Origin of the sequence: Streptomyces sp. NBC_00448, assembly GCF_036014115.1 — a bacterium.
In the GTDB taxonomy this organism is placed as follows: Bacteria; Actinomycetota; Actinomycetes; order Streptomycetales; family Streptomycetaceae; genus Actinacidiphila.
On sequence record NZ_CP107913.1, the window covers coordinates 7357578 to 7370653 of the forward strand.

The following is a 13076-nucleotide window of genomic DNA, read 5'->3' on the forward strand; positions in this document are numbered from 1 at the left end:
GTCCGGGCCGGTGGCGGGAGCGGGGCTCAGCCGCGGCGGTGCCGGGCCCGCTCCGCCTCGAACCGCGCGGCCCACTGGGCGGTGCGGTCCAGGTACGCGGTCTGCGCGGACCGGCCGTGCCGCCCGTAGGCGCCCTCGTAGTCGAGGTAGTCGAACGTGCCGGGGGTCTGCGCGGTGGCGGGCTCGATCATGCTGCCCTCGTGCCACTCGTTGAACGACGTGATGCTCACCCAGTCCGGCGGCGCGTCGCCGTTGCCGGAGGACAGGGCGTACGCCCACTCCTGGTCGTAGGTCGCGCCGTCGGCGCGGTCCAGGATGGGGGTGGTGCTGCCGGGCTTCGCGCGGTGGTCGATGTAGCCCGGACCGAGCGACGGCGCCCACACCATGCCGCGTTCGGCGCAGAACGCGGCCACCTCGGTCCAGTCCGGCTCGTTGTGGGTGGCGATCGCGTCGTAGGTGTACGCGCCGCCGAAGTCGCCGATCCGGGTCAGGTCCCAGGTCTGCGCCATCACGATCGCCTGGTCGTCCACCTGGTGCAGTGCCGACCAGTCCACCGTGAGCAGGCTGTTGAAGATGTAGTACGCGGTGCGGTGGCCGTGCTCCGGGTCGCGGTGGAAGGCCGGGTGGTGGCCGTACTTGCCGCTGATGTACCGGATGTCGGCGACCACGGAGTCCGCGTCGCGGCCGTCGTACGGCTCGATGTGCCAGGCGACCTGGAGGCCCTCCTTGGCGGCGGCCTCCAGCACCACCTCGGCCCGCTGGTCCTCGTAACTGCCCTGCCCCCACCAGCTGCTGACCAGCACGCCGGTGCCGGCCTGCCGCAGCCACCGCATGTGCTGGGCGACCGTGCCGTGCAGGTCGCCGGAGTCGTAGGGGCCTTGCACCGGGTAGTAGTTGGAGCCGATGTCCTCGGGCGGGGTGACGTCGCCCTGCTGCCAGTGCCGCCAGTCGCCGTAGAAGTCCGGGTTGCCGTACCACGGGTAGTAGAAGATGTGGGTGTGCCGGGAGACCGGCTTCGATCCGTGGGCCGGGCCGGGGCCGGGTTGCCCGGCCGGTGCCGGGGTGGCCGCCTGCGCGCCGCGGCCGCTCAGGCCGACCAGCGCGGCGGCGCCGGCGGCCGCGGCACCGGTGAGCAGGGTGCGGCGGGAGGGGGGCGTGAGTTCGGGTGACATCAGCTCTCTCCTTCGGTCGTACGCCAGGTGCGCCGGGGGGTGAACCCCAGCAGATCGGTGCAAGCGGTCGTGTCGAAGAGCGTGGCGTGCCCCGTGACGGCGGAGCGCAGGGGCACACCGGGGTGGTGCGTGGCCATCAGCGCGGCCGAGGACAGCGCCGAAGTGGTGTCGGGCGCGGTCACGTTGACCACGTGCGCGCCGGTGACGTCGGCCTCCAGGGCGATCCGGATCGCGGTGGCCGCGTCGAGGGTGTGCAGCCAGCCCCACAGGTCGTGCCGCTGGCCGGCCGGGTCGGCGGCGCAGGCGCGGACGAACTCGTCCAGCCGGTCGCCGGCCCCGGTGAAGGGGAAGCGCATGCTCACCACGTCCGTGCCGTACCGGCGGTGCGCGGTGCGGGCCACCTCCTCCAGCACCACCTTGGACAGCCCGTACGGGTCGCGGACCAGGCTCGGGTGCTGCTCGTCGAGCGGCACGTACGCGGGCGAGGCCGGGACCGGCGACCAGGCCAGGCCGACCGCGGACATGCTGGAGGCGGCCACCACCCGGCGCACTCCGGCCCGGCCGGCCTCTTCCAGGACCCGGTGCGCGGTGTGGCAGTTCTCCGCGAACAGGGCACTCGGGTCGGGCACGTTGGGGTGCGGGATGGCGCCGAGGTGGACCACCGCGTCGACGCCGTCCATCGCCTTGCGGACCAGGTCCGGGTCCTGGAGGTCACCGGTGTGCACCCGTACCGCGCGCGGCTCGTGCACCGGCAGCAGGTCGGTGAGCACCACGTCGTGGCCGGCACCGAGGAGTTCCGCGACGGCGTGGCCGCCGATGTGCCCGGCGGCCCCGGTGACGAGGACCAGCATCAGCCCTTCACCGCCCCGACCAGGCCGTTGACGAAGTAGCGCTGGAGGGAGAGGAAGAGCAGCACCACGGGCACGACGACGATCAGGGCGCCGGCCATCATCTCGTTGTAGTGCGGCACGTTCTCCGACGACAGCGTCTGCAGGCCCAGCGGCAGGGTGTAGGAGCTCGGGTTGTTCAGCGAGACCCGGGTGAGCAGGTACTCGTTCCAGGTCGGGATCGCGGTCAGCAGCCCGACGGTGATCAGCGCCGGCCGGGTCAGCGGCAGGTAGATCCGGGTGAAGACGTGGAACTCGTTGGCGCCGTCCACCCGCGCGGACTCCCGCAGTTCCTTCGGCACCGCCGAGAACGCGCCGGTCATCAGCAGGATCGACAGTGGCGCGCCGCCGTTGACGAAGGGCAGCACCAGACCCATGTGGGTGCCGAGCAGGTGGAGCTTGTTCTCCAGCAGCACGATCGGCAGCATCACGGTGACACCCGGCACGAACAGCAGCGAGATGAAGAGCTTCTGCAGTATGCCGCGGCCGGGGAAGTCCAGCACGGCGAAGGCGTAGCCGGCCGCCGCGTACACCACCAGCGTCAGCACCACGGTCAGCGCGGTGACTTCGAGGCTGTTGACGAAGTACCGGAAGAAGTGGAGCTGGTTCCAGGTGCTGGTCAGGGTGTGGAGGGTCGGCGAGTGCGGGATCAGGTGGCCGCCGCGCACCACCTCAATGTTGTTCTTGAACGCCGCCGAGATCATCCACAGGAAGGGGTAGAGGCTCACCAGCCCGTAGACCGCCAGCAGGACGCCGATGACGACCTTCGCGCTGATCCGGCGGGCCAGCTTGCCGCCGCCGGAGCGGGGTCCGGCAGCGGGCCGAGGCCGGCCGGAACCGTTCTTCGCGGGGGCGGTGTCGTCGGCCGGTCCGAGGGGAATCGTTGTCATGTCCTGCTCCGCAGTACTCGGAGGTTGATCAGGGCGATCACCAGCGCGGCGGCGAACAGCAGCCAGCCGAGCGCACTGGCCAGGCCCAGGGTCGGGTCGAGTTGCATGAGGAAGGCCAGCCGGTACGACTCCAGGCCGAGCACGTTGGTGTGGTCGCCGGGGCCGCCGTTGGTCATCACCAGGAAGGTCTGGAAGCCCTGGAGCGAGTCGCGCAGGTTCAGCAGCACCACGATCAGGGTGATCGGCCGGACCAGCGGCCACACCACCGAGAAGTTGGTGCGCCACCAGCCGGCGCCGTCCAGTTGCGCGGCCTCCAGCACGCTGCGGTCGATGGTCTGCAGCCCGGTGAGGTACATCAGCATCGCCACCGGCACCGCGCCCCACACCGTCACCACGATCATGGTGGGCAGCGCGGTGTGCGGGTTGCCGAGCCAGCCCTGCGGCTGGGCGAGCGAGCCCATGCCGACGCTCTTGAGCAGCGTGTTGATCGCGCCGTCCGGCTGGAGGATGTACTGCCAGGCGAAGAACACCGCGATGCCGCTGGTCACGTAGGGCACGAAGTACACCGAGCGCAGCAGGGTCTGCATCCGCCGGGCGGAGTTGAGCAGCACCGCCAGCGGGAAGGACACCAGGACGGTCAGCACCGGCACCGCGATCATCACGTACAGGGTGTGCACGGCGGCGTGCTGGACCCGGGGCGCGTACCGCGGGTCGGCCCACAGCAGGTCCTTGTAGTTCTGGATGCCGACCCAGGTCCAGTGCGCGGCGAAGCCGTTCCACTGGGCGAAGCTCAGCAGGAAGCCGTAGCCGACGGTGTACAGGCCCATGACCGCGAAGAGCACCACGGCCGGGGCGACGAACAGCCAGCCGGAGAGGGCCTCGTGGCCGCCGCGCCGGCTGCGGCGGCGGGCCTTGGTGGCGGGGCCGGCGCCCGGCCGGGGGTCTCCGGGACCCCCGGCCGCGGCCGTCTCCGCCGTCAGTGCGGGACGGGGAGCGGTGGTCACTTCGCCAGCTTCCAGAAGGAGTTGTTGAGCTTCGCCATCGCCTTGCCGGTCGCCTCCACGCTCTTCTGGTGCAGCGGGGTCAGGTCGGCGAGGATCTCGCTGATGGAGTCCTGGTCGTAGCCGGGCGGCCGGAAGCTGGCGTCACTCGGGTCGTAGGTGTTCTCCGGAGTGCCGGTGAAGGTCGCCGTCAGGCCGGCCAGGGTCGGGCCCATCACCTTGGCGGCGTCGGCGCCGAGCTGGGTGGCGGGCACCTCGGTGGCGTCCTTGGCGAACTGCGAGGCGACCGAGGGCTGGGAGAGGAACTTCATCCACTTCTCGGCGTTCGCGGTGTGCGAGCTGGTCGAGGTGACGGTCAGCCCGGTCAGCGCCAGCGGGGCGAGCGCGGGCTTGGGCACGGCGCCGTCGGACGGGCCGGGGATGCCGAAGGCCATCACGTCGTCGGGGTTCATGCCGTTCTGCTGGAGGAAGGCCAGCGTGAAGGTGCCGCCGATGTCCCAGGCGGACTTGCCCTGCGCGAACGCCTGGTCGGCGGAGTCGATGTCGAGGATCTGGGTGCCGGGCATCCAGTAGGGCTGCAGCTTGGCGTACTCGCTGAGCGCCTTCTGGCCGTCGGGCGAGGAGAAGTCCTCGGACGCGTTCTGACCCCAGAGCGCCTGGTACTTGGCCTTCCCCAGCTCGGCGAAGGCCAGCGGCTGCATCGTCCAGGTCATGCCGGTCGCCTTGACCTTCAGGCCCAGGCTGACCCCGCCGGTGGTGGGGCTCTTCGTGGTGGTCGCCTTCAGGTCGGCGAGCCACTCCTCGTAGGTGGCCGGGGGCTTGGTGATGCCGGCCGCGGCGAGCACCTTCTTGTTGCCCATCACGATGCCGAAGGTGCCGGAGGTGAAGGGCACGCTGAAGCGCTGGCCCTTCTGGACGCCGTGGTCCTTGGAGTCGGCGGGCAGCGACTCCCGGTAGAACTCGGGGGTGACCGTGCCGGAGCCCTGCACGCCCTTCTGGTACAGGCCGCTCCAGCTCGCGTCGACGTCCTTGGAGATGTCCTTGGCGATGCCGGTGGAGCCCAGCGCGAAGTCCTCGCCGTCGGAGTGCGTCTCCAGCACGTCGGGCAGGTCATGGGTCTTCGCGGCGGCCTGCACCTTGGTGGTGTAGGCGTCGTCCGGGCCGTACGCCTGGATCTTCACGGTGATGCCGGTCTGCTTCTTGAACTCGGCGGCGGCGTTGCGCAGGCCCGCGACGTGGGACTGCTTGAAGGTCCACATCTCCAGGGTCTTGCCGCCCCCGGACGACCCGCCCGACCCCCCGCAGGCGGCGATCGGCGCCAGCGACATGACCGTCACGACGGCCGCTGCGGCGAATCGGGTCCGGCGGTTCTTGGTGCTGTTTCTCGTCACAGATCCTGCAACAGGTCCGACAAATGGTATCCGCATAGCCCCTGCCTAGGGTTCGATCGTTCAGAAGACCGAATGACGTTGGAGTCCCTGAACTTACGGTGGTGTTTGATATAGCGTCAAGGCGTGCGTTGCGATTGGGTGTGCACCCAGGGGCCGTCAGGTGTCGGCGCAGGGGAGCGCGGGGAGCGGAGGATCGGTGGAATCGGTGGCAGCAACAGCGCGCGGGCGCGGGCCCGAACGCAAACCTGAAGAGGTCAAGTCCGCGGCGCGGGTGCTCGAGGTGCTCGAACTGCTCGGCGCCGACGGCGCCCGGATGTCGCTGGCCGAGATGGCCGCGGCGATGGCCGTGCCCAAGAGCAGCCTGCACGCGATCCTGCGCACCATGCAGGCCCGCAGATGGGTGGATCTCGACCCGTCGGGGACCCGCTACAGCCTGGGCCTGAAAGCCCTGTTGACCGGGACCGCGTACCTGGAGGGCGACGACGTCACGAGCCTGGCCGGGCCGGTGCTCGACGCGCTCGCGGAGGAGACCGGCGAGTCCGTCCACCTGGGCAGGCTCGACGGCACGCACGTCGTCTACCTGGCCAAACGCGAGTCCCGGCACGCCTTGAGGATGTACTCCGCGGTCGGCCGCCGGCTGCCGGCGCACGCCACCGGCCTCGGCAAGGCGGTGCTCGCGCAGTACGACCCCGCCGAGGTGCAGCGCCGGCTGGCCTGGCCGCTGGAGCGGTTGACGCCCGACACCGTGGTGGACCCCGACGAACTCCTGGCGCAGCTCGGCGAGGCCAGGCTGCGCGGCTGGGCGATGGACGACGGCGAGAACTCCGTCGACATCCGCTGCGTCGCGGTCGCGCTCGGCAGCGGCCAGGGCGAGGACGCGATCAGCTGCTCGGCGCCCAAGAGCCGGATGGACGACGCGCGGATGGAGGAGATCGCGCAGGCCGTCACCGAGGCGGCGCACTCGCTGAGCACGCTGCTCAAACGGCTCGGCCAGCAGTGAGGGCCGGGCCCGGGAGCCGGCCGGGCCCCGATCCGCGGCTCGCTCCGTAGCTGCCGTCGTCGCCGCGCGCCCGGCCCTGTCGGGACGCCCCCGCCCCGGCCCAACCGCCCTGCCGCCGTGGCCCGTTGCGCACCAGCCGGTCCGAGTTTGTCAGACCTCTTGACAAACTCGGACCGGCTTTCGTACGTTCGGTAGTCGGTACGGCATTCTGTTATCTGTACGTTCCGTGCGTGACGTCGTCGCCCCTCCAAGGGATAGCACACGCTGCTGTCCCGGACCGGTCGGCGACGGCTTCGCGCTGACCGAACCGCCTTCCTGCACGTGGGAGTTCGCATGGCTTTGCCTGATGCCGGCCCCGCTCCGCTCGCCCCCGCACCCTGGGTCGACGAGCGCGGTGCCAAGATCCGCATCACGGCCGTCCGCACGTTCCTGACCGCCCCCCACGGCTGTCCTCACCTCATCGTCCGTATCGAGACCAACGACCCGGGCCTGTACGGGCTGGGCTGCGCGAGCGATCCGCAGCGCACCCTCGCGGTGCGCTCGGTGCTCGACGACTACCTCGCCCCGCTGCTGGTCGGCCGGGACCCCGACGACATCGACGACATCCACCGCCTGCTGCTCAACAGCGCCTACTGGCGCGGCGGTTCGATCAACGGCAACGCGCTCGGCGGCATCGACGTCGCGCTGTGGGACCTGAAGGCCAAGCGGCTGGGCGCCCCGCTGTACTCGCTGTTCGGCGGCAAGGTCCGCGCCTTCGCCGAGGCGTACACCCACGTCGACGGCCTGGACGCGGCCGAGCTGGCCGACAAGGTGCAGGCCGCCCGCGAGCGCGGCTACCGGCATGTGCGCATCCAGGCCGCGGTGCCCGGCGCCGACACCTACGGCGCGCACGGCGGCGGCACCGACCCGGAGGCGGTGCGCACCCGGCGCGCGCCCTGGGACGGCGCCGGCTACCTGCGCTACGTGCCGGAGGTGCTGCGCCAGGTGCGCGAACGCGTCGGCGACGACGTGGAACTCCTGCACGACGTGCACGAGCGGCTCGACCCGCGGCAGGCCAGGGAGTTCCTGCGGCGGGTGGAGGACGCCCGGCTGTACTTCGTGGAGGACCTGCTCGCGCCGGAGGACGCCGGGCACTTCAAGCGGCTGCACGACGTCTCGCCGGTGCCGCTGGCGGTCGGCGAACTGTTTCACGACCCGGCCCAGTTCGCCGACCTGATCGCCGGCGGCGACGGTCCCGACATCGACTTCGCCCGGATCAGGGTGCCCACCCTGGGCGGGCTGACCCCGGCCCGCAAGATCGCCGTGCTGTGCGAACTGCGCGGGGTGCGGCTGGCGCCGCACGGCCCGGCCGACGTCAGCCCGATCGCCCAGGCCGCCACGCTGGCCATGGACATCTCCAGCCACGCCTTCGGCGTGCAGGAGGCCGCGGTCTTCAAGCCGCCCGTCCACGAGGTCTACCCGGGCACCGTCACCGCCACCGCCGGCGGCCTGGTGCCCCACGAAACCCCCGGCCACGGCGTCGACTTCGACGAGGCCGCGGCCGCCCGGCATCCCGTGCCGGAACCCTTGGCCCACGACCGGTGGGCCCTGCTGCGCAACACCGATGGGAGCGTGCAACGCCCGTGACCGATCCGAACCGTCCGCACCGCAGGGCCCTGGTGGTCAGAGGCGGCTGGGAGGGCCACTCACCCGTCCAGATCAGCGACCTGTTCGTGCCGTTCCTGAAGGACAGCGGCTTCCAGGTCGACACGGCCGAGTCGCTGGAGGTCTACGCCGACGCCGAGCGGCTGGCCGCCACCGACCTGGTGGTGCAGTGCTGGACCATGGGCGAGATCACCGCCGAGCAGACCAAGGGCCTGGTCGCGGCGGTCCGGGCCGGCACCGGCTTCGCCGGCTGGCACGGCGGGATCGTCGACTCCTTCCGCGGCGACGTCGACTACCACTTCCTGACCGGCGGCCAGTTCCTGCACCACCCGCACGGGTTCGTGGACTACACCGTGCACCTCGTGCCGGAGCGCGCCGACCACCCGCTGCTCGCCGGGCTCGGCGACTTCGCCGTGCACACCGAGCAGTACTGGGTCTCCACCGACCCGGACATCGACGTGCTGGCCACCACCGTCTTCCCGGCCGGCGAGGAACGCGACCACCCGGTCGTGATGCCGACCGTCTGGACCCGGCAGCAGGGCGCCGGCCGGGTCTTCGTCAACGCCATCGGCCACAAGGCCGACGACTTCGACGTGCCCGAGGTGCGGGCACTCACCGAGAGGGGACTGCTGTGGGCGAGCCGCTGAGGGTCGGCATGGTCGGTGCGGGCAAGATCAGCGGCCAGTACCTGGACACCATCGCGAAGCTGGACACGCTGCGGCTGACCGCCGTCACGGACCTGGACGCCGACCGGGCCGGCGAGGCCGCCGAGCGCTCCGGCGCGCAGGTGGCCGGCAGCGTCGCCGAACTCGTCGCGCGCGACGACGTGGACGCGGTGCTCAACCTGACCATCCCCGCCGTGCACGCCGAGGTCGCGCTCGCCGCGATCGCCGCGGGCAAGCACGTCTACGGCGAGAAGCCGCTGGCCACCACCCGTGAGGAGGCCGCCGCGATCCTGGCCGCCGCGCGGGCGGCGGGGGTCCGGGTCGGCAGCGCGCCCGACACGGTGCTCGGCACCGGCACCCAGACCGCCCGCAAGGCCGTCGACGACGGGCTGATCGGCCGCCCGGTCGCGGCGACCGCGTTCATGACCACCGCCGGCCACGAGGCGTGGCACCCGGACCCGGAGTTCTACTACCGGCCCGGCGGCGGCCCGTTGCTCGACATGGGCCCGTACTACCTGTCCGCGCTGGTGCACCTGCTCGGCCCGGTGGTCAAGGTCACCGGCGCCGCGTCCACGCCGCGCGCCGAGCGCGAGATCGGCAGCGGTCCGCGGGCCGGGGAGCGCTTCGCGGTCGAGGTGGACACCCACGTCACCGGGGTGCTCGAGCACGCCGGCGGGGCGCTGTCCACGCTCGTGATGAGCTTCGACATCCACGCCGCGCACCTGCCGCGGATCGAGGTGCACGGCACCGCCGGGTCGCTGTCGGTGCCCGACCCGAACGGCTTCGACGGGCCGGTCGAACTCTTCGCGGCGGGCGGCTCCTGGCAGCCGCTGCCGGTGTCGGCCGGCTACCGGGGCGCCGGGCGCGGCACCGGGCTCGCCGACCTCGCCGACGCGGTCGCGGACGGCCGCCCGCACCTGGCGTCGGCCGAACTCGCCGAGCACGTCCTGGACGTGATGCTCACCCTGCTGGACTCCGCGCACGCCGGCCAGGCGCTGCCGGTGGCCAGCAGCTGCGAGCGGCCCGCGCCGGTCGCGTAGCGCAGCGGCGGGGCGGCGGGCGCGGCCACCAGGGATCGCGCCCGCCGCCTTTTGCCGTCCGCATTGTCAGGCGAATTATCTTCCGGATCGGGGTCGCAATGACCTGGAAATAGCCTGACAATTACGTTCTCGCAGGTCACGACCTGCAAGAAAGCTGAATTCGTGAGAGGCGTTGACTTGATAACACACATGGTTTTACATAGCGGGAACCCGCTGGACAGAAAGGCTGCCCATGCATGACCGGATCGCCTCGGGCGAGGAGCGGATAGCCGCGTTCCTCACCGAGAAGCTGCGCCCAGCGCTGTATCCGCAGCGGCTGCCCATGGACATCGGCGCCTGGCACATCCCGGGCGAGCCGGTTCCGGCGGATGTGGCGCTGCGCGCCGAGTACACCCCGTTCGCGGTCGGCGAGCCCTGGGGCAAGCCCTGGGCCACCACCTGGTTCCGGGTGCACGCCACCGTGCCCGAGCGCTGGGCGGGCCGCCGGGTCGAGGCCCTCGTCGACCTCGGCTCCGACCCCGACGGCGGCCGCGCCGAAGGGCTCGTGCACGACGAGCGGGGCCTGCCGCTGCAAGGACTCCACCCGCACCTGCCGGCCGTGCCGGTGGCGGTCAGCGCGGTCGGCGGCGAGCCGGTGCGCCTGCTGGTCGAGGCCGCCGCCAACCCGCAGATCGAGGGCGGCAGCGGCGCCGGCAGCCGCTATGGCGACCCGGCCACCGCCGGCGACACCCCGCTGTACCGGCTGCGCCGCGCCGACATCGCGGTCCGCGACGAGGACGTCTGGCAGCTGATCCACGACTTCGAGGCGCTGGACGGCCTGATGCGCGCGCTGCCCGACGCGCTGCCCCGCAAGCACGAGATCCGCGCCGCCCTCGAAGCCGCCGTGGACGCGGTCGACCCGCGCGCCGTCGCGCGCACCGCGGGCCGCGCCCGTACGGTGCTCGCCCCGGCGTTGAGCCGGCACGCGCACGACTCCGCGCACACCTTCGCCGCGGTCGGCCACGCGCACATCGACTCCGCCTGGCTGTGGCCGGTGCGCGAGACGGTCCGCAAGTGCGCCCGCACCTTCAGCACCATGGCCGCGCTCACCGAGGAGTACCCGGGACTGGTCGTCGCCGCGTCCTCCGCGCAGCACTACGCCTGGATGAAGGAGCACCACCCGCACGTCTTCGAGCGGATACGCAAGGCCGTCGCGGACGGCAACTGGGTGCCGGCCGGCGGCATGTGGGTCGAGGCCGACGCCGAACTTCCCGGCGGGGAGGCGCTGGCCCGCCAGTTCGTGCACGGCCGGCGCTTCTTCCGCGACGAACTCGGCGTGGACGGCGACGGGGTCTGGCTGCCCGACGTCTCCGGCGCCTCCGCCGCCTTCCCGCAACTCGCCGCGCTGGCCGGGGCCCGCTGGGTGGCCGCCCGCCGCCCCGAACCGGGCCTGGCCGCCGCGCCCCCGCACCACACCTTCCGCTGGGAGGGCATCGACGGCACCCGCCTGTTCACCCACCTCGTGCCGGGCGCCGCCGAGGGCACCAGCCTGACCGGGCCCGAACTCACCGGCACCGTCGCGTCCTTCGCCGAACTCGGCGCCGCCGGCAGCTCGTTGCTGCCCTTCGGCCGCGGCGACGGCGGCCCCGACCGGGCCATGCTGGAGCGGGCCCGCCGCTTCGCCGACCTCGAAGGCGCCCCCCGCGTCACGCTGAGCACCCCCGCCGCGTTCTTCCGCGCCGCCGAGCAGGAGTACCCGCAGGCACCGGTCTGGCGCGGCGAACTCGACCTCGCCGCACACCGCGGCGCGTACACCAGCCAGGCCCGCACCAAGCGCGGCAACCGCCGCAGCGAGGCCCTGCTGCACGAGGCCGAGCTGTGGTCGGCGACCGCCGCCGTACGGCACGGGATTCCGTACCCCTACGCCGAGTTGGAGCGGCTGTGGCGGCAGGTGCTGCTCCAGCAGTGCCACGACATCCTGCCCGGCACCTCCATCGCCTGGGTGCACGAAGAGGCCGAGCAGACCCACCGCGACGTGCAGCGCCGGCTGGAGCGGCTGATCCGGCGGGCGACCGGCGGCCCGGGCACCGACCCGGACGGCACCGGGGTGCTCAACTCCGGCCCGCGCGAGCGCCGCGAGGTCGTCGTGCTCGGCCCGGACGCCCGCCCGCTGCCCGGTGGGCAGCAGCTCGCCGACGGCCGCACCGCCGTCCTCGCGCAGGCGCCCGCCCTCGGCGCCGGCCGGGCCGGACTGCCGCTCGGCGACCTGCCGCGGGTCACCGTCGAAGCCCTCGCCGACGGTGGCCACGTCCTGGACAACGGCCTGCTGCGGATCGTGGTGGACCGGGACGGACTGGTGCGCTCGGCCGTCGAGTCGGGCACCGGCCGGGAGGCCATCGCGCCCGGCGCGGCCGGCAACCTGCTCCAGCTCCACCGCGACGAGCCCGCCGACTGGAGCGCGCTGCGCCTCGACCCGCGCGGCGGGCGCGACCTCGACACCGCCGAGTCGGTCGAACTGCTCGACGCCGGACCGCTGCTGGCGACCGTCCGGGTGGTGCGCGGCACCGGCCGCTCCACCGTCGTCCAGCACCTCGGCCTCGGCGCCGGCAGCCATGCCCTCACCATCGACACCGAGATCGACTGGCGGGAGCAGGACACCATGCTCAAGGCCGCCTGGCCGCTGGACGTGCATGCCGAACACACCAGCGCCGAGACCCAGTTCGGGCACGTCACCCGGCCCACCCACGAGAACACCGGCTCCGACGCGGCCTGCCGCGAGGCCGCCGCCCACCGCTGGCTGCACGTCGGCGAGCACGGCTGGGGCGTGGCGCTGGCCTCCGACGCGACCTACGGCTACGACACCACCCGCCACACCCGGCCCGACGGCGGCACCACCACGGTGGTGCGCAGCACCCTGCTGCGCGCCCCGCACAGCCCCGACCCGCACGCCGACCGGGGAGTCCAGCGCTTCCGGCACACCCTGCGGCCGGGCGCCTCCGTGGCGGACGCGATCACCGAGGGCTACGCGCTCAACCTCCCGCTGCGCACCGGGCCCGACACCCCCGAGCCGGTGGCCGACCTGCCGCTGGTCGCCGTCGACCACCCCGACGTGCTCATCGAGACGGTCAAGCTCGCCGACGACCGCGGCGGCGACGTCGTGGTCCGGCTCTACGAGTCGCGCGGCGGCCGCGCGCGCACCACCCTCACCGCGGGCTTCCCGGTCGCCGCCCTGACGGAGACCGACCTGCTCGAAGCGCCGCTCGCCGCCCTTTCCCCCGCCGACCCGCTCACCTTGCGCCCGTTCCAGATCCTCACCCTCCGCATCACGCCCAAGGACCGGCACCGTGCCTGACGCAACCCCGCCCCCCACGCCCGCCGTTCCGCCGCGCCGCGCCACGCAGCCGAGA

Annotated in this window: 10 protein-coding genes; 5 read left to right on the forward strand and 5 right to left on the reverse strand. The window is 72.7% G+C overall.

Going from position 1 to position 13076, the window contains the following annotated elements:
- Positions 1-26: 26 nt before the first annotated feature.
- Genes OG370_RS31740 through OG370_RS31760 form a run of 5 tightly spaced genes read right to left on the reverse strand, consistent with a single transcriptional unit; the run spans position 27 to position 5341 of the window.
- On the reverse strand, positions 27-1172 hold the full coding sequence (locus tag OG370_RS31740; RefSeq protein WP_328470301.1) for a glycoside hydrolase family 99 protein: 1146 nt from the start codon (positions 1170-1172) through the stop codon (positions 27-29).
- Positions 1172-2023, reverse strand: a complete 852-nt coding sequence (locus tag OG370_RS31745) for an NAD-dependent epimerase/dehydratase family protein (protein WP_328470303.1) — start codon at positions 2021-2023, stop codon at positions 1172-1174. Before OG370_RS31745 ends, OG370_RS31740 begins: the two co-directional genes overlap by 1 nt.
- Positions 2023-2949: a carbohydrate ABC transporter permease gene (locus tag OG370_RS31750; RefSeq protein ID WP_328470305.1), complete on the reverse strand. Its 927-nt coding sequence runs from the start codon at positions 2947-2949 to the stop codon at positions 2023-2025. Before OG370_RS31750 ends, OG370_RS31745 begins: the two co-directional genes overlap by 1 nt.
- Positions 2946-3953 (reverse strand): carbohydrate ABC transporter permease, encoded by a 1008-nt coding sequence (locus OG370_RS31755; protein WP_328470307.1) that lies wholly within the window; start codon positions 3951-3953, stop codon positions 2946-2948. The genes OG370_RS31750 and OG370_RS31755 overlap by 4 nt, the downstream gene beginning before the upstream one ends.
- Positions 3950-5341: an ABC transporter substrate-binding protein gene (locus OG370_RS31760; RefSeq protein ID WP_328470309.1), complete on the reverse strand. Its 1392-nt coding sequence runs from the start codon at positions 5339-5341 to the stop codon at positions 3950-3952. Before OG370_RS31760 ends, OG370_RS31755 begins: the two co-directional genes overlap by 4 nt.
- 205 nt (positions 5342-5546) lie before the next feature.
- On the opposite strand from OG370_RS31760, the gene OG370_RS31765 reads away from it, so the two are divergent.
- The 5 genes from OG370_RS31765 to OG370_RS31785 all read left to right on the forward strand — a co-directional run bounded on the left by OG370_RS31765 (position 5547) and on the right by OG370_RS31785 (position 13021).
- Positions 5547-6341: an IclR family transcriptional regulator gene (locus OG370_RS31765; protein WP_328470311.1), complete on the forward strand. Its 795-nt coding sequence runs from the start codon at positions 5547-5549 to the stop codon at positions 6339-6341.
- Between the two features lie 333 nt (positions 6342-6674).
- The gene (locus OG370_RS31770) at positions 6675-7967 is read left to right on the forward strand and encodes an enolase C-terminal domain-like protein (RefSeq protein WP_328470313.1); all 1293 of its coding nucleotides are present in this window, start codon (positions 6675-6677) and stop codon (positions 7965-7967) included.
- On the forward strand, positions 7964-8632 hold the full coding sequence (locus OG370_RS31775; protein WP_328470315.1) for a ThuA domain-containing protein: 669 nt from the start codon (positions 7964-7966) through the stop codon (positions 8630-8632). Before OG370_RS31770 ends, OG370_RS31775 begins: the two co-directional genes overlap by 4 nt.
- Entirely contained in the window at positions 8617-9690 is a 1074-nt protein-coding gene (locus OG370_RS31780) for a Gfo/Idh/MocA family protein (protein WP_328470317.1), read from the forward strand. Before OG370_RS31775 ends, OG370_RS31780 begins: the two co-directional genes overlap by 16 nt.
- 232 nt (positions 9691-9922) lie before the next feature.
- A complete protein-coding gene (locus tag OG370_RS31785; RefSeq protein WP_328470319.1) occupies positions 9923-13021 on the forward strand; it encodes an alpha-mannosidase in 3099 nt (1032 codons plus the stop codon).
- Positions 13022-13076 lie beyond the last annotated feature (55 nt).